Here is a 16,730-nt window from a genome sequence, read left to right on the forward strand (position 1 = left end):
CGCCTGCCGTGCGCGCCCGTCTGCTCCCCCTGCTCGTCATCCTCATGGCGGGCACCCTGCTCGCGCTCGGCTTCCCGCTCGCCGTCTCCCTCGCCGCCGGGCAGCAGCAGCGGGTCGTCGTCGACCGCATCGACGACAGCGCCCGCTTCGCCGCGCTCGCCCAGTTCGTCATCGACGCCCAGGGCTCCGGCTCCACCGGCGCCGACGAGCGCCGCGACCTCCTCCAGCTCGAACTCGCCCGCTACCAGGAGCTGTACGGCATCCGCGTCGGCGTCTTCTTCCGCGACGCCAACGCCCTGGCCCGCTCCCCGGGCTGGTGGCAGCTCCCCAAGTCCGGCGAGGGCGCCGACGCCCTGGACCAGGCGCTGGCCGGCCGGCGCAGCCACGACCCGCCGCAGGTGTGGCCCTGGCAGCCGAACGGCAAACTCCTCGTCGTCTCCCCGGTGGTCCTCGACGGGGACGTGGTCGCGGTCGTCGCCACCGAGTCCCCGACCGACCAGATGCGGGCCCGCATCCTGCGCGGGTGGCTGCTGATCGCGGCCGGGCTCGCCGCCGCCATGCTCGTCGCCTTCGGCGCCGCCCTGCGCCTGACCAGCTGGGTGCTCAAGCCCGTCCGTACCCTCGACGCCGCCGCGCACGGCATCGCCACCGGCCGGATGAACTCGCGCGTCGCGGCCGCCGGGGGCCCGCCGGAACTCCAACGCCTGGCCCGCTCGTTCAACGAGATGGCCGACAACGTGGAGGAGGTGCTGGAGCAGCAGCGGGCGTTCGTCGCCGACGCCTCGCACCAGCTGCGCAACCCGCTCGCCGCGCTGCTCCTGCGCATCGAGCTGCTCGCCCTCGAACTGCCCGAGGGCAACGAGGAGATCGCCTCCGTCCGCACGGAGGGCAAGCGCCTGACCCAGGTCCTCGACGACCTGCTGGACCTGGCGCTGGCCGAGCACGCCTCCGCCGAGATCAGCCTCACCGACATCGGCGCGCTCACCGCCGAGCGCGTCGCCGCCTGGCGCCCGGTCGCGGAGGAGAAGGGCGTACGGCTCATCGGGACGGGCCGGACCGCCCTCACCGGCTGGGCCGATCCCATCGCCCTGTCCAGCGCGCTCGACGCCGTCATCGACAACGCCCTGAAATTCACCCCCGCCGGTGAACAGGTCGAGGTGGCCGTCGCCGCCGAGGCGGGCACGGTCCGCGTGGTCGTCGCCGACCGCGGCCCCGGCCTCACCGAGGAGGAGCTGCTGCGCGTCGGTGACCGCTTCTGGCGCAGCGGCCGCCACCAGAACATCAAGGGCTCCGGGCTGGGCCTGTCGATCTCCCGGGCCCTGCTCGCCGCGGGCGGCGGATCCCTCTCCTACGAGACGAACCCGCCGCACGGGCTCCGGGTGACGGTGGCCGTCCCGCGCACCGCCCCGCACGGCTCCGACCGGCACTGACCCCCCGGCCCGCTGGCTCGCGCCCCTGCCCCCGCCCCCGGGCTACGGCTCCCAGGGCAGGGCCGTGCGGACGGGCTCGGAGGCCGCGTACAGCTCGTCCACGGCCCGTACCTCGAACACCGCCGCCGCCTCCCGGCCCGCGCGCTCCACCCCGTCGAGGTACAGGGCCGTGCCGCAGGTGCCGCCGAGGAAGCGCCTGCCGCCGCCGGGGAGCACCCGCGCCACCTCGTAGTGCCGCGGCCGCCCGCCCGGACCGGCCGCCGGGCGCCAGGACAGGCGGAGCCGGGCGCGGCCGTTCTGCTGGGCCGAGGCATCGACGGCCGGGGATCCGGCCGGGGACGGGCGCCGGGTGCGGGGCTCGTCGTGTACCGATACCGCGCCGAGTCGCCACACCACCGGCCTCTTCCCGCGCGCGGTGATCCGTACGGCCAGGGCGTACGCGGTCCTCCCGGCCAGCGGCGCGAGCGCCGCCCGCGTGGTGCGCCAGCCCCGCCCTGCGTCCGCGCTCCCGCCCCGCAGCCAGGTGTACGGGACCGGCTCGCCGGGGGCGGACGGCTCGCGGGTCGCCACGCCGATCTCCACCGCCACCCGGCCGGAACCGGCGCCGGTGGAGTGCACCAGCTCCAGCACGCTCGCCCGGGTCAGCGGCAGCCGCGTCGTATGCAGCCCCACCGTCACCGGGGCGGTCACCGCCCCCGAGACCAGCAGGCTGGAGCCGCCGCGCCAGGCGTCCGCGAAGTCCAGGGTCACCGCGGGGCGCTCCCCGGCGGTGTCCACCACCCAGCGGCGGCCGGGCAGCCGGTCCTGCAGCCCGAGGTGGGTCCACGGGGTCTCGGAGGCGACCGCTCCGTTCTCGTACCAGCGCAGCCCGTGGCCGGTGTTGAAGGAGCAGGCGAAGGGCAGCGCGGTGACGGTGGAGCGGTCCGCGACCACCGTGGCGGGCGCCCGCCAGTGGTCCCCGGTATCGGGCCGGGAGGGATCCAGCGAGGAGCCCGTCCAGAAGCGGTCGTCCGCGTGGTGGAAGGCGCCGGGGGAGCGGTCGGTGAGGTGGTTGCGGGTCCATTCGGGCCGGTAGAAGCCGTAGCTCACGATGTGCTCGCGGTCGCGAGGGACGATCGCGTCCCAGTCCACGGGCGCGTCCCAGCCGCGGGACTCGGTGTCCACGGCGGCCCACAGCTCGTGGCGGGAGCGGCCCAGCCGGTCCGCGAGCGCGCCCGAGGCGGCCAGCGTGCCCGGGGTCCAGCGGAAGTCCACGAACAGGGTGTCGGCGACCGGGCCGGCCCGGTCCTCGAAGAACTCCTGATTGAGCGCGTTGAGCGCGCCCTGCCAGCCGACCCGGCCGGTGCTGTTCATGGCGTCGTACCAGGTGATGCGCAGCCCGTACGGCTCGCCCGCCGCCCGCAGGGCGCGCAGGAACTCCCGCATCCGGGTGGCGAGGGTGCTGTCGCCGCCGTCCGTCTCGGCGTTCACGAACCAGCCGTCGAAGCCGTACGTACGGGCCACCAGGGCGAGCTGTTCCGCGATCGGGAAACGGCCCAGGGCGTCGCGCTGGACCAGATCGCGGGTCCAACGGAGGTCGCCGCCGTAGGCGACGGGTGGCAGGAAGACATTGCCCAGCACGCGGACCCCGTTGCGGTGGGCGGCGTCCACCAGGGGCGCGTTCGGGGCGAGGATGATCCCCTCGCCCGCGGAGCCGCCCCAGAAGACCAGCTCGTCGAGGTACGCCCAGTGCGTGAGCGCGTAGGAGTCGGCGGTCGGGGAGCCCTGGGAGGGGTTCCCGGCGGTGGGCCCGAAGGAGACGAGCGAGGCGATACGGGCCCGGTCGGCGCGGGCCTCCCGGTTCGCGGGCACCGGGGTGAACCGCCCGGCCAGCGGCACGGTCGCGGTGTTGTACGCCAGATCGGGATCGCTCTCCGGCCGCCACGCGCGCAGCGAGCGCCACACGATGCCGGGCCCGGGGCTCCCGGCGGGCAGCGTGTCCGGGAACCAGTAGGAGGCGTACGGGGCCAGGTCGCCCGGGGTCGGAGCGCTCGCCGGGGCCATCGGCGGGGCGGTGGACGGGGCGTGCGCGCCGAGCGGGGCCGGCGGGGCCGAGGCCGCCCGCGCCCGGCCGGCGAGGCCGAGCATCGCGGCGGCCCCGCCTCCGGCGGCCAGCACTCTGCGCCGGGTGGGGCGTAACGGGTCGGGGGCGGGCGGTGTACGACGGCCGGCGCCGTTGCCGGTCTCGGGCATGCGGGTCTCCTCAGGGGGATGGGGCGGGTGGTGGGAATGGGGTGACGGGAAACGGGGACCGGATCAGGGGGCAGAGCGAGGGGCCAGACCGAGGGGTCAGACCGGGGGCGGCGGGATCACGTCCCGCACGCGCAGGACCTCGGTGATCCCGCGGGCCGACAGCCGCTCCGGGTCCTCGGCGTGCTCCGCGAGCACCACCGCGGGCCGCACCCCCTCGGCCGTCAGCGCGGCCCAGGCGTCGAAGAAGGCGCCGCCGGGGGCGCATGCCGCCCGCCAGGAGCCCCCGGCGTGCTCCGCGCGCTCTCCGGTGTCCAGCGCGAGCGCGGTCGTACGCGGTGCGGGCCGGTGCGGGCGCCCCCGCCGGAGGTCCGCGATCCGGGCGACGGCCTCGCCCGCTGGCTTGACCTTGCCCTCGTTGGTGAGCAGGCCGAGGCCGTACTCCAGCTCCGGGAAGTCCGCGAGCTCCCGGGACACGTCGTGCGAGCACCACCAGGTCACCCCCCACAGGTCCGCGCAGTCCAGCGCGTTCGCCAGGGTGGCCTCGGTGAACCGCGCGGCCTGCTCGGGCCGGATCAGCGGCGCCGGGGCGCCCGTCTCCTGGAGCCACACCGGGCGGTGCGGGTCGAGGGCCCACGCCTTGGAGAGCTCGATCAGATAGGCGGCATGGTGCTCGGTGGCCGTCCCGCGCGCGCCGTGGCGCTGCGCCGTCCCGTTGAACACCCAGGAGTGGACGGCGGTGGCCCCACCCAGCCGGGCCGCCTGGGCGGGGGTGAAGGGGTGGCCGTCCCGGTACCAGGCGGCGTCGTACTCGGCGTGCACGTGCAGCCGGCCCGGCGCGCCCCGCTCGCAGGCGTCGAGCATCCGCTCCAGCCAGCGGGCCGCCTGGTCGGGGGTGATGCGGTCGGGGTCGGGGTGCGGGTCGTCGGAGAACTGGTTGATCTCGTTGCCGACCGTCATGCCGAGGAAGTGGGGCCGGTCCGCGAGGGCGGCGGCCAGGGTGCGCAGGTACTCCTCCTGCCCGGCGACGACCTCGGGGGCGGTGAACATGTTGCTCCGGTGCCAGGTCCGGACCCAGGAGGGCAGGAAGTCGAAGCTGGACAGGTGCCCCTGCAGCCCGTCCACGGCCACATCCAGCCCGCGTTCGGCGGCGGCGTCGGCGAGCGCGACGAGCTGTTCGACGGCGCGCGGCCGGATCAGCGTGCGGTTGGGCTGGAAGACCGGCCACAGCGGGAAGACGCGGACGTGGTCCAGGCCGAGGGCGGCGATCGCGTCGAGATCGGCCCGTACCTCGTCCAGGTCGAAGTCCAGCCAGTGGTGGAACCAGCCTCGGGCGGGCGTGTAGTTGGCGCCGAAGCGGAGTGCGTCATCGTGCACAGGGGGTCCCGGGTTCTGGAGTGGTGCGCGAATTCACCGGACGCGCCACAAAATGCCGTTGCGGATGCGGAAAGTCAACAGGGCCCGGGATGGTGCTACTTATGCGCTTGAGCCCAGTGGGCACAAGGGTTCTGATTGCTGGATCATGAGCGACTAATGCGGTTTAGTAGGGACCGGACGACAGGGAAGCGAACGGGAAATCGAGGGTGGTTTTCGGACGGCGCGCGGTGAGCGTCCGGAGGCTTCCCCGCAGCTATGACCTGGGCGGGCTCAGGGGGATGACGGCCCGTTCGGCACACGCGGCGGGGCCGGATCGCGTACGGTCCGGCCATCGCGCCGTCCGTGACCGGCCGCGCGCGACGCACCCGAAGGACGGATGAGGCAGGTCATGGCCCGCAGACCCACGATCAAGGACATCGCCCGACGGGCGGGGGTGTCGGAGAGCGCCGTCTCCTTCGCCCTGAACGGCCGCCCGGGAGTCTCCCAGGAGACCAGGGCCCGGATCCACCGCGTCGCCGAAGACCTGGGCTGGCAGCCCAACAGCGCGGCGCGCGCCCTGTCCGGCGAACGCTCCGGCGCCGTGGGACTCGTCCTGGCCCGGCCCGCGCACACCCTCGGCGTCGAGTCCTTCTTCCTCCAGCTGGTCTCCGGGATCCAGGAGGCGCTGTCGGCGGCGCGGACCGCCCTGCTCTTCCAGGTGGTCGAGGACATCGACGCCGAATGCGCGCTCTACCGCCGCTGGTGGGCCGAACGCCGGGTGGACGGGGTCCTCGTCGTCGACCCGCGTACGGGGGACCCGCGGCCGGCGCTCCTCGCGGAACTGGGCCTGCCGGCGGTGACCGTCGGCGAACCGGAACCGGAACCGGCGGCGAAGGGTCCGGCGACGGAGGGCCCGGCGACGGAGGGCCCGGCGATGGCGGGCCCGGCGATGGCGGGTCCGGCGATCCCCGCCCAGTCCACCGCCTCACCAGCCACTCCTGCCCCGGCCGTCTCCGCCGTCCGGGCCGACGACGCCGGGGCCATGGCCCAGGTCCTGGACCATCTCCACGGCCTCGGCCACCGCCGGATCGTCCACGTCGCGGGCCTTCCCGCGCTGGCCCACACCGTCCGCCGGATCGATTCGCTGCGCGCCGAGGCGGCGCGGCGCGGGCTCGGACCCGGCGACGTGCGCTCCGTGGTCACCGACTACTCCGACGCGGAGGGGGCCGCGGCCACCCGCCGGGTGCTCGCCGAGCCGCGTCCGCCGACCGCGCTCGTCTACGACAACGACGTGATGGCCGTCGCCGGGCGTGCGGTCGCCGCCGAGCTGGGCATCCCCGTGCCCGGCCGGCTCTCGATCGTGGCCTGGGACGACTCCGCGCTCTGCCGGGTCACCCACCCCCGGCTCACCGCGCTGGTCCGCGACACCGCCGGCTTCGGGCGGCTGGCGGCCGAGGAACTGCTCGCCGTGCTCGCCGGGCGCCCGCCCGGGGTACGCGAGAGCGAGCGGCCCCGGCTGGAGCCGCGCGACAGCACGGCGCCACCCCCGGCGCATACTGATTCCTGAACCCTTCCTGGAGCCGCCACCGTGATCACCCCCACCGCCCCGTCCCCCGTACCGCGCCCGGACGCGGCGGCCACCGGACCGACGGTGGCGATCGACATCGGCGGCACCAAGATCGCCGGTGCGCTGGTCTGCCCCGACGGCACGATGACGGGCACCACCCGCCGCCCGACCCCGCGCGGGACCGACGCCGAGGCCGTCATGGCGGCGGTCGCGGAGGTCGTCGCCGATCTGTCGGCCTCGCCGCTGTGGGGCTCGGCGGTGCGCTGCGGGATCGGCAGCGCCGGCCCGGTGGACACCTCCCGGGGCACGGTCAGCCCGGTCAACATCGGGGCCTGGCGGGACTTCCCCGTCCAGGAGCGCGTGGCCGCCGAGCTCGCCGCGCGCGGGGCCGGGCTGCCGACCGTACTGGCGGGCGACGGGGTGGCGATGACCGCCGCCGAGCACTGGCTGGGCGCGGCCCGGGGGCATGCGAACGCGCTGTGCATGGTCGTCTCCACCGGCGTGGGCGGCGGGCTGATCCTGAACAACCAGCTGCACCCGGGCCCCACCGGCAACGCCGGCCACATCGGTCATATGAGCGTGGCCTTCGACGGCGAGCCGTGCGTCTGCGGCGGCCGCGGCTGCGTCGAGTCCCTGGCCTCCGGTACGGCGATCGCCCGCTGGGCCCTGGAGCAGGGTTGGACCCCGGCCGCCCGGGAGGACGCCCCGGGCGCACCCGACGCCACGGCCGCCGGGGTGGCCGCGGCCGCGGAACAGGGGGATCCGGTGGCACTGGCCGCCTACGACCGGGCCGGGCGCGCGCTGGCCGCCGCCATCGCGGCCACCGCCACCCTCGTCGAGACGGACATCGCGGTCGTCGGGGGCGGTGTGGCCGCCGCCGGGGACACCCTCTTCGGGCCGATCCGGGCGCACCTCGCCCAGTACGCCACGCTGGGCTTCGTCTCGGGGCTCCGGGTGGTACCGGCGAGCCTGGGCACGCACGCGGGCCTGATCGGCGCGGCCGCGGCGGCGGCGATGCTGCTGCCGGGGCCCACCTCCTAGAGGTGCGGCCCGGCCGTCAGGGCTTCTCGGAGCGGTAGTACCGGCCCGCGCCCTCGTGCAGTTCCAGGGGGTCGGTGTAGATCGCCGTCCGCAGGTCCACCAGCTGCGCCGCGTGCACCTCGCGGCCCACCAGGTCGCGGCTGCTGATCACCGTCCGCGTCAGCTGCTCGGTCATCTCGGGATCGCTCGCCGCCGTCGTCACCAGCAGGTTCGGCACGGCGACGGTGGTGATCGCGCTGGTGTTGCGCGCCCGCTTGTACGCGTCCTGCGGCATCACGGCCGTCCGGTAGTACCGCGCCGGGCTGCCGTCCCCCTGGAGCCGTTCCACCAGGTCACCGAGCTGCACCAGCCGGATGTCGGAGCGCTCCGACAGCTTCTGCACCGCGTTCGTCGGCAGGCCGCCCGACCAGAAGAAGGCGTCGATCCGGCCTGCCTCCAGCTCGGACGGCATGGTGTCGATGCCTATGGACACCGGTGTGAGGTCCAGCACCGGGTCGAGGCCCGCCGCGACGAGCAGCCGCTCCGCGACCAGCCGCACCCCGGAGCCGGGCTGGCCTATCGCCACCCGCTTGCCCCGCAGGTCCCGGGCCGACTGCACCGGGGAGCCGGCCGGGACCACCAGCTGCACGTAGTCGTCGTAGAGCCGCGCGCAGCCGCGCAGCAGGTCCGCCCCGGGCTTGTGGTCCAGCCGGTACTTGGCGACCGCGTCCGCCGTGGCGACCGTGAAGTCCGCCTCGCCCGTCGCCAGCCGTTTCAGGTTCTCCTGCGAGCCCTCGCTCGTCATCAGCTCGACGTCCACCCCGGGCATGCTCTGGCGCAGCTCCTGCTTGAGGAGCTGCCCGTAGCGGTGGTAGACGCCGGTCTGCGCGCCCGTGCTGAAAGTGAGCCCGCCGTGCAGCTCGGGCTTGCCGAAGGGGTTCAGCCACCAGGTGAGCAGGCCGAGCACGGCGAGTACGGCCACCGCCACCTGCAGGGCGCGGCGCCTGCTGATGCGGGGCGGTACGTAGGGCATGCCCGCGATCCTGCCACCCGCCCCGCCCTCCTGTCACGGCCCGGCCCCTGCCCGGGCCCCCGGCCCGGACCGCTTCCGGCCGCGCTGACCTGCGACTCCTCCTGCCCGGCCGCCGCCCGCGGGTGCGCTCTGTCCACAGGGGAGCGGAGGGCTTCCGTCCACCGCCTACCCTTGGTGCATGACCAGCAGCGACCGGAGCCAGGCAGTGGACGTGAAGCGAAGCTACGAGGTGCGCACCTACGGGTGCCAGATGAACGTGCACGACTCGGAGCGGCTTTCCGGTCTGCTGGAGGACGCCGGTTACGTGCGCGCCCCCGAGGGTTCCGACGGCGACGCCGACGTCGTGGTCTTCAACACCTGCGCGGTCCGCGAGAACGCCGACAACAAGCTCTACGGCAACCTCGGCCGGCTGGCCCCGATGAAGACGCGGCGCCCCGGCATGCAGATCGCCGTCGGCGGCTGCCTCGCCCAGAAGGACCGGGACACGATCGTCAAGAAGGCCCCCTGGGTCGACGTCGTCTTCGGTACGCACAACATCGGCAAGCTCCCCGTGCTGCTGGAGCGCGCCCGCATCCAGGAAGAGGCGCAGGTCGAGATCGCCGAGTCGCTGGAGGCGTTCCCCTCCACGCTCCCGACCCGCCGCGAGTCCGCCTACGCCGCCTGGGTCTCGATCTCCGTCGGCTGCAACAACACCTGCACCTTCTGCATCGTTCCGGCGCTGCGCGGCAAGGAGGAGGACCGCCGCCCCGGCGACATCCTCGCCGAGGTGGAGGCGCTGGTCGGCGAGGGCGTCTCGGAGATCACCCTGCTCGGCCAGAACGTGAACGCGTACGGCTCCGACCTGGGCGACCGCGAGGCGTTCAGCAAGCTGCTGCGCGCCTGCGGGCAGATCGAGGGCCTGGAGCGGGTCCGCTTCACCTCCCCGCACCCGCGCGACTTCACCGACGACGTGATCGCCGCCATGGCCGAGACGCCGAACGTGATGCCGCAGCTGCACATGCCGCTCCAGTCCGGCTCGGACCCGATCCTCAAGGCGATGCGCCGCTCGTACCGGCAGGAGCGCTTCCTCGGCATCATCGAGAAGGTCCGCGCCGCCATCCCGCACGCGGCGATCTCCACCGACATCATCGTGGGCTTCCCCGGTGAGACGGAGGAGGACTTCCAGCAGACGATGCACGCGGTCCGCGAGGCCCGCTTCGCGAACGCCTTCACCTTCCAGTACTCCAAGCGGCCCGGCACCCCCGCCGCCGACATGGAGGGGCAGATCCCCAAGGAGGTCGTCCAGGACCGCTACATGCGCCTGGTCGCCCTCCAGGAGGAGATCTCCTGGGAGGAGAACAAGAAGCAGGTCGGCCGCACCCTGGAGGTCATGGTCGCCGAGGGCGAGGGCCGCAAGGACGGCGCCACCCACCGGCTCTCCGGCCGCGCCCCCGACAACCGCCTGGTGCACTTCACCAAGCCGGAGGCGGAGGTCCGCCCGGGTGATGTCGTCACCGTCGACATCACCTACGCCGCCCCGCACCACCTGCTCGCCGAGGGCCCGACCCTGACCGTGCGCCGCACCCGCGCCGGCGACGCCTGGGAGAAGCGCAACGCCGCCCCGGCGCAGCCCGCGGGGGTCATGCTCGGCATCCCGACGCTCGGCGTCCCGGCGCCGCTCCCGGCCGCCGTGTCCGGCTGCTCGGTGCCCGCCTCCTCCTGAGGTGCCGGCGGGCTGCCCGGCCCGCCCCTCCGGCTAGGCTGCGGATCATGCTCGTAGCCGCCGCCGTCTGCCCCGCCCCGCCGCTGCTCGTACCGGAGGTCGCCGCGGGCGCCGCCGCCGAGCTCGGTGACGCCCGTACCGCCTGCTCCGACGCGCTCGCGGTGCTCGCCGCCTCCCGGCCCGACCTGCTCGTCGTGGTCGGAGCCGCCGGCGAGGGCGGCGCGTACGACCAGGGCACACCCGGCGGCTTCGCCGGGTTCGGCGTGGACCTGACCGTCACCCTCGGCCCCGACCTGGGGGAACCGCCGACCGGCCATGCCACCGGGACCACCCTCCCGGTCTCCCTCGCGGTGGCCGGGTGGCTGCTCGGCCAGGCCCGCTGGACGGCCGCCCCCGTCGCCGGTGTGGCCGTCGGTGAGGACCTTCCGCCGAGCGGCTGCGGGCTGCTCGGCGCGGACCTCGGCCGGTCCGCCGCGCGCGTGGCCATGCTGGTGCTCGGGGACGGCAGCGCCTGCCGCACCCTCAAGGCCCCCGGCTACCTGGACGAGCGCGCCGCCGCCTTCGACGCGGCCGCCGCCCGCGCCCTGGGGACCGCCGACACGGCCGCGCTCGCCGCGCTCGACGCCGGGCTCGCGAGCGAGCTCCAGGCCGCCGGACGGGCCCCCTGGCAGGTGCTGGCGGGCGCCGCCGAGGGCGCGGGCCTCGCGGGACGGCTGCTGTACGAGGACGCCCCGTACGGGGTGGGGTACTTCGTCGCGGCCTGGTCGTAGCGGCTGGCTGTCGACGTAAGCCGCCGGGCCGCGGGTACGCCGAAGGGGCGCGGGAACGGCCGTGCCGCCGGTCCCGCGCCCCTTCCGGAGCCGCGTCAGGGGGCCGCGGGCGGCGGGGTCTGCCCGCGGCCGGGGGCGTCCTTGTGCGCGATCTTGCCCAGGGCGTCCTTCGCCAGGCCCGTGCCGCTCGTGATCTGGCCGCTGTACTTGCCGTGGGTCTTGGAGTCCACGGCCTTCGCGACCTTGTCCAGACCCTCCTGGATCCGGCCCTCGTTCTTCTGGGCGAGGTCGCCGACCTTCTCCTTCGCCGGCGCGAGCTTGGCCTTCAGATTGTCCAGCAGGCCCATGGGTCACCTTCCGTTGGCGGTGGCTAGGTACGGGCGCCCTCGCCGGCCTCGGTGTCCGCTGCCGCCTCGGCCGACTGCTGCTTCGGGATCTCCACGGCTTCCGCCTTCGGAGCCTCCGCGGCTGCCTGCTCGGTCTCCGCCCCGGCCCCTTCGGCCGCGCCGGACTCCACCGTCACGGCCTCGGCCGCGACCTCCTCGGTCACGGCCTCTGCCCTACGACGAAAAAACCGATCAAAAACGCCCATGTCTCCTCCTGTAACGCTACTCGTGCGAGTGAAGTTCCGGCGGCACCTGTGTCCGGCTGCGCGCCGGGCCCACGACCGGCCGGAACCACGCCAGGGCAACGACCCCGATCCGGCCCCGTCACGTAGCTCGATCGGGTACATGCCGAGGGGTTTGCGAAACTGGGGCGGTGAGCAAAGCAGCCCCCGCCCCGCGGGTCATCGCCGTCGTCGGTCCCACCGCGGCAGGAAAGTCCGACCTGGGCGTCGCCCTGGCCCGCCACTTCGACGGCGAGGTCGTCAACGCCGACTCCATGCAGCTGTACCGGGGGATGGACATCGGCACCGCCAAACTGACGACGGAGGAGCGCGGCGGCGTCCCCCACCACCTCCTCGACATCTGGGACGTCACCGACACCGCCAACGTCGCCGAGTACCAGCGGCTCGCCCGCCTCGAGATCGACCGGCTGCTCGCCGAGGGCCGCACCCCCGTCCTCGTCGGCGGCTCCGGCCTCTACGTCCGCGGCGCCCTCGACGTCATGGAGTTCCCCGGCACCGACCCCGAGGTCCGCGCCCGGCTGGAGGCCGAGGCCACCCTGCGCGGCCCCGGAGCCCTGCACGCCCGGCTCGCCGCCGCCGACCCGGCCGCCGCCGCGGCCATCCTGCCGAGCAACGGCCGGCGGATCGTCCGCGCGCTGGAGGTCATCGAGATCACCGGCCGGCCCTTCACCGCCAACCTTCCCGGCCACGAGTCCGTCTACGACACCGTCCAGATCGGCGTGGACGTGGCCCGGCCGGAGCTGGACGAGCGGATCACCCTGCGCGTGGACCGCATGTGGGAGGCGGGCCTGGTCGACGAGGTCCGCGCCCTGGAGGCCCGCGGCCTGCGCGACGGCATCACCGCCTCCCGCGCCCTCGGCTACCAGCAGGTGCTGGCCGCCCTCGCGGGGGAGTGCACCGAGGACGAGGCGCGGGCCGAGACCGTCCGCGCGACCAAGCGCTTCGCCCGCCGCCAGGACTCCTGGTTCCGCCGCGATCCGCGGGTCCACTGGCTCAGCGGAGCCGCCGCCGACCGGGGAGAACTCCCCGGACTCGCGCAGTCGTTGGTCGAACGAGCGGTTACAGCCTGATCACGTGATGGCATCGGGACGCCCCGGGCGCCCATAGCAGGGCCGGGGGCGTGCCATCATCAAACTCCGACGGGTGCGATCACCCGCATGGCATGGCGGCGTACTGAGTCCGAGTGGGGAGGGCGCGTGGCGATGGAGGCCGGCCCTCGTGACACCGGGCGGGACGACACGCGGCGGGAAGCGGAGCCGATGCTTCTCGACGCGGTGGACGGGACCGCGGTTCTCGGTCTGCCCGCCGACCCCGCCGGGCTGAGCCCCGACGGCCCGGACGTCCCCGACTCCGCCGAGGCCGCGGCCGCCGCCGGACCGGAGGTCGAGGTCGAACTGCGTCCGCAGCGCCGCCTGCGGCTGTGGCAGATCGCCCCCATCGTGATGCTGGCCGCCACCGGCTCCCTGATGTTCGCCTTCCCGCTCGCCTTCGAGTTCGGTGACGGCGGTGCCGTGGTCGCCATGCTGGGCTTCCTGATCAGCTGCTGCGCCGGGGGCTGGGGCATGATGGCCGCCCGCCGGGTCGGCTACACCTGGCCCGGCCTCCCGGCCCGGGGGAGCGGCCGCCGTCCGGACTGGCGCATGGCCGCGCTGTACGCCCTGGTCGCGCTGGCCGTCGTAGGACTGGCCGTGTACCGGGTCGCCCGGCTGCGCTGACCGGCCCCGGCTGCGCCGGCCACCTGGATGCGCCGGTCACCCCGGCCGCTCCGGCCCGCTGAGCTGCGGCTGGGTACGATGGGCCGGTGACGCAGACCACCCTCCCCTTCCTCAAGGGCCACGGCACCGAGAACGACTTCGTGATCGTCCCGGACCCGGACAACGCCGTCGAGCTGCCCGCGTCCGCCGTCGCCCGGCTCTGCGACCGGCGTGCCGGGATCGGCGGCGACGGCGTCCTGCACGTCGTGCGGACGGCCGCCCACCCCGAGGTGGCGCACCTGGCCGGCGAGGCGGAGTGGTTCATGGACTACCGCAACAGCGACGGCTCCGTCGCCGAGATGTGCGGCAACGGCGTCCGCGTCTTCGCCCGCTACCTGCAGTACGCCGGCCACGCCGAGGCGGGCGACCTCGCCGTCGCCACCCGGGGCGGGGTCAAGCGCGTCCACCTGGACAAGGCGGGCGACGTCACCGTCTCCATGGGACGGGCCACGCTCCCCGAGGGCGAGGTCACCGTCGGCGTCGACGGGCGCAGCTGGCCCGCGCTCAACGTGAACATGGGGAACCCGCACGCGGTGGCGTTCGTTGACAGCCTCGACGACGCCGGGAACCTGCTCACCGCCCCGCCGTTCAGCCCGGCGTCCGCCTACCCGACGGGGGTCAACGTCGAGTTCGTCGTCGACCGCGGCCCGCGGCACGTCGCCATGCGTGTCCACGAGCGCGGCTCCGGCGAGACCCGCTCCTGCGGCACCGGCGCCTGCGCCGTCGCCGTGGCCGCCATCCGCCGCGACGGCGCCGACCCGGCCGTCACCGGCGAACCGGCCACCTACACCGTCGACCTGCCCGGCGGTACCCTCGTCATCACCGAACACCCGGACGGGCAGATCGACATGACCGGACCGGCCGTCATCGTGGCCTCCGGCACCTTCGACGCCGCCTGGCTCACCGAAACGGCCTTCGCGTGAAGCTTCCCTCTAATGGGTGATCCGTTTCACGCTGAGCGAGAGGTGGACTGCGCCACGTGGTGGGGTCGGTAACATCAGGCACCGGCCCTGAGGGCTCACCCCATGCCCGCCACCGCCGGTCGAAGCCGCCGGAGGTGCCCATGAGTGCAGAGGCCACGAACCCCGAAGCACACCCCGAAGCGCGCCCTGAGCTCCGCAGACGGGGCCGGAGCAGGATCGACCTGCGCCGGCTCGGCCGCGCTGCGCTGCTCGGGCCGACCGCCCGGGACCGCCTCCCGGACGCCATCGGACACGTCGCCGAGGCGCACCGTGCCCACCATCCGGACGCCGATCTGTCCCTTCTGCGGCGCGCGTACCTCCTCGCGGAGAGCTCCCACCGCGGCCAGATGCGCAAAAGCGGTGAGCCGTACATCACACACCCGCTCGCCGTCACCCTGATCCTGGCCGAACTCGGCGCCGAGACCACCACGTTGACGGCCTCCCTGCTCCACGACACCGTCGAGGACACCGAGGTGACCCTCGATCAGGTGCGCGCCGAGTTCGGGGACGAGGTCTGCTTCATCGTCGACGGCGTCACCAAGGTGGAGAAGATCGACTACGGCGCCGCCGCCGAGCCCGAGACCTTCCGCAAGATGCTCGTCGCCACCGGCAACGACGTCCGCGTGATGTCCATCAAACTCGCGGACCGGCTGCACAACATGCGCACCCTCGGCGTGATGCGCCCCGAAAAACAGGCCCGCATCGCCAAGGTCACCCGCGACGTCCTCATCCCGCTCGCCGAACGGCTCGGCGTACAGGCCCTCAAGACCGAGCTCGAAGACCTCGTCTTCGCGATCCTGCACCCCGAGGAGTACGAGAGCACCCGCGCGCTCATCGCCGCGCACGCGGGGGAACGCGACCCGCTGCCCGGTATCGCGGACTCCGTGCGCACCGTCCTGCGCGAGGCGGGCATCAGCGCCGAAGTGCAGGTCCGCCCGCGGCACTTCGTCTCCGTGCACCGCATCGCCCGCACCCGCGGCGAACTGCGCGGCTCCGACTTCGGCCGCATCCTCGTCCTCGTCGGCGAGAACGCCGACTGCTACGGGGTGCTGGGCGAGCTGCACACCTGCTTCACCCCGGTGGTCTCGGAGTTCAAGGACTTCATCGCCAGCCCCAAGTTCAACCTCTACCAGTCGCTGCACACCGCCGTCGCGATCCCCGAGGGCTATGTGGCCGAGGTGATCGTCCGCACCCGCCAGATGCACCGCGTCGCCGAAGCCGGCGTGGTGGCCCTCGGCAACCCGTACGCCACCGCCACTCCCGACCCCGCCGCCGACCCCGACGAGGAACGCGTCGACCCCACCCGGCCCGGCTGGCTCTCCCGGCTCCTCGACTGGCAGCGCTCCGCGCCCGACCCCGACACCTTCTGGAGCGTGCTCCGCGAAGAGCTCGCGCAGGACCGCGAGATCACCGTCTTCCGGGCCGACGGGGGCACCCTGGGCCTCCCCGCCGGGGCCAGCTGCATCGACGCCGCCTACGCGCAGCACGGGGCCGCCGCGCACGGCTGTATCGGGGCCCGCGTGAACGGGCGCCTCGCCTCGCTGTCCTCCCCGCTGTCCGACGGTGACACCGTCCAGCTGCTGCTCGCCCAGGACGCCTCCTCGGGGCCCGCCGCGGAATGGCTGGACCACGCCCGGACGCCTGCCGCCCGTATCGCCATCGGCAGCTGGCTCGAAGCCCATCCCGACCGGGCCATGGCCCCCACCACGGCCGCGCGGGCACCGCTCTCCGTGGTCGGAGCCCGGGGCGGCGGGGCCAACGCCGTCACCGACCTGCCCGACGCCACCGTACGGCTGGCCGGCTGCTGCACCCCGGTGCCGCCCGACGCCGTCGCCGGCTTCCTGGTGCGGGGCGGGGCCGTCACCGTGCACCGCGTCCAGTGCGCCGCCGTCGCGCAGATGCGGGCCGTGGGCCGCGCCTCCGTCGCCGTGCACTGGCGGGACACGGCCGACTGCCGGGTGACACTGCGCGCTGAATCGTTCGGCCGCCCGCATCTGCTGGCCGACCTGACCGAGGCCATCGCCCGTGAAGGGGTCGAGGTGGTCTCCGCGACCGTGGATCCGCCCGTGGAGCAGCGGGTCCGGCACACCTACACCCTCCAGCTGCCCGACGCGGCCGTGCTGCCCGCGCTGATGCGCGCCATGCGGGACGTGCCGGGGGTGTACGACGTGGGCCGCGCCTGAGACCTCGCCGCCCGTGCGGGGCCGGTGCCGCGCCGCGTAGGCCGGGGCGCCGCCGGAGGGTCCCGTTCGGGTGGACCCGTCGCGCGTCGTGCCCGG

At 74.6% G+C, this 16,730-nt stretch carries 14 protein-coding genes; 9 read left to right on the forward strand and 5 right to left on the reverse strand.

Annotation, left to right across the window (positions count from 1 at the left end):
• Nucleotides 1–8: 8 nt before the first annotated feature.
• On the forward strand, nucleotides 9–1,430 hold the full coding sequence (locus tag ABZ873_RS16820; RefSeq protein ID WP_360871728.1) for a HAMP domain-containing sensor histidine kinase: 1,422 nt from the start codon (nucleotides 9–11) through the stop codon (nucleotides 1,428–1,430).
• Between the two features lie 42 nt (nucleotides 1,431–1,472).
• Here the strand turns inward: ABZ873_RS16820 and ABZ873_RS16825 are convergent, their stop codons facing one another.
• Both ABZ873_RS16825 and ABZ873_RS16830 read right to left on the reverse strand, forming a co-directional pair.
• Nucleotides 1,473–3,662, reverse strand: coding sequence for an endo-beta-N-acetylglucosaminidase (locus tag ABZ873_RS16825; RefSeq protein ID WP_360871730.1), 2,190 nt, complete (start codon nucleotides 3,660–3,662; stop codon nucleotides 1,473–1,475).
• A 96-nt stretch (nucleotides 3,663–3,758) separates the two neighbouring features.
• On the reverse strand, nucleotides 3,759–5,036 hold the full coding sequence (locus ABZ873_RS16830) for a glycosyl hydrolase (RefSeq protein ID WP_360871733.1): 1,278 nt from the start codon (nucleotides 5,034–5,036) through the stop codon (nucleotides 3,759–3,761).
• A 388-nt stretch (nucleotides 5,037–5,424) separates the two neighbouring features.
• On the opposite strand from ABZ873_RS16830, the gene ABZ873_RS16835 reads away from it, so the two are divergent.
• Complete coding sequence (locus tag ABZ873_RS16835; protein WP_360871736.1) at nucleotides 5,425–6,582, forward strand: substrate-binding domain-containing protein; 1,158 nt, start codon at nucleotides 5,425–5,427, stop codon at nucleotides 6,580–6,582.
• 84 nt (nucleotides 6,583–6,666) lie between these two features.
• Nucleotides 6,667–7,623 (forward strand): ROK family protein, encoded by a 957-nt coding sequence (locus ABZ873_RS16840; protein WP_360871797.1) that lies wholly within the window; start codon nucleotides 6,667–6,669, stop codon nucleotides 7,621–7,623.
• Nucleotides 7,624–7,639: 16 nt separating this feature from the next.
• Here ABZ873_RS16840 and ABZ873_RS16845 read toward each other — a convergent pair whose 3' ends face one another.
• Complete coding sequence (locus tag ABZ873_RS16845; RefSeq protein ID WP_360871739.1) at nucleotides 7,640–8,635, reverse strand: TAXI family TRAP transporter solute-binding subunit; 996 nt, start codon at nucleotides 8,633–8,635, stop codon at nucleotides 7,640–7,642.
• A 178-nt stretch (nucleotides 8,636–8,813) separates the two neighbouring features.
• Between ABZ873_RS16845 and miaB the strand changes: the two genes are divergently transcribed.
• Both miaB and ABZ873_RS16855 read left to right on the forward strand, forming a co-directional pair.
• The gene (gene miaB, locus ABZ873_RS16850) at nucleotides 8,814–10,337 is read left to right on the forward strand and encodes a tRNA (N6-isopentenyl adenosine(37)-C2)-methylthiotransferase MiaB (RefSeq protein WP_360871741.1); all 1,524 of its coding nucleotides are present in this window, start codon (nucleotides 8,814–8,816) and stop codon (nucleotides 10,335–10,337) included.
• A 47-nt stretch (nucleotides 10,338–10,384) separates the two neighbouring features.
• The gene (locus ABZ873_RS16855) at nucleotides 10,385–11,107 is read left to right on the forward strand and encodes a hypothetical protein (protein WP_360871743.1); all 723 of its coding nucleotides are present in this window, start codon (nucleotides 10,385–10,387) and stop codon (nucleotides 11,105–11,107) included.
• 95 nt (nucleotides 11,108–11,202) lie between these two features.
• On the opposite strand, the gene ABZ873_RS16860 is transcribed toward ABZ873_RS16855, so the two are convergent.
• A complete protein-coding gene (locus tag ABZ873_RS16860; protein WP_360871745.1) occupies nucleotides 11,203–11,454 on the reverse strand; it encodes an antitoxin in 252 nt (83 codons plus the stop codon).
• Between the two features lie 23 nt (nucleotides 11,455–11,477).
• Entirely contained in the window at nucleotides 11,478–11,657 is a 180-nt protein-coding gene (locus tag ABZ873_RS16865) for a gliding motility protein (RefSeq protein ID WP_360871747.1), read from the reverse strand.
• A 209-nt stretch (nucleotides 11,658–11,866) separates the two neighbouring features.
• Between ABZ873_RS16865 and miaA the strand changes: the two genes are divergently transcribed.
• The 4 genes from miaA (at nucleotide 11,867) to ABZ873_RS16885 (ending at nucleotide 16,634) form a co-directional block, all read left to right on the forward strand.
• The gene (gene miaA, locus ABZ873_RS16870) at nucleotides 11,867–12,805 is read left to right on the forward strand and encodes a tRNA (adenosine(37)-N6)-dimethylallyltransferase MiaA (RefSeq protein WP_360871749.1); all 939 of its coding nucleotides are present in this window, start codon (nucleotides 11,867–11,869) and stop codon (nucleotides 12,803–12,805) included.
• A gap of 132 nt (nucleotides 12,806–12,937) precedes the next feature.
• Nucleotides 12,938–13,450, forward strand: a complete 513-nt coding sequence (locus ABZ873_RS16875) for a hypothetical protein (protein ID WP_360871800.1) — start codon at nucleotides 12,938–12,940, stop codon at nucleotides 13,448–13,450.
• An 86-nt stretch (nucleotides 13,451–13,536) separates the two neighbouring features.
• A complete protein-coding gene (gene dapF, locus ABZ873_RS16880) occupies nucleotides 13,537–14,412 on the forward strand; it encodes a diaminopimelate epimerase (RefSeq protein WP_360871752.1) in 876 nt (291 codons plus the stop codon).
• A gap of 140 nt (nucleotides 14,413–14,552) precedes the next feature.
• Nucleotides 14,553–16,634 carry an HD domain-containing protein gene (locus ABZ873_RS16885; RefSeq protein WP_360871754.1) on the forward strand — a complete coding sequence of 694 codons (2,082 nt, stop codon included), beginning with the start codon at nucleotides 14,553–14,555 and terminating at the stop codon, nucleotides 16,632–16,634.
• The last annotated feature ends 96 nt before the right edge of the window (nucleotides 16,635–16,730 follow it).

The sequence above is a fragment of the Streptomyces sp. NPDC047014 genome, assembly GCF_040644195.1.
Lineage (GTDB): Bacteria > Actinomycetota > Actinomycetes > Streptomycetales > Streptomycetaceae > Streptomyces.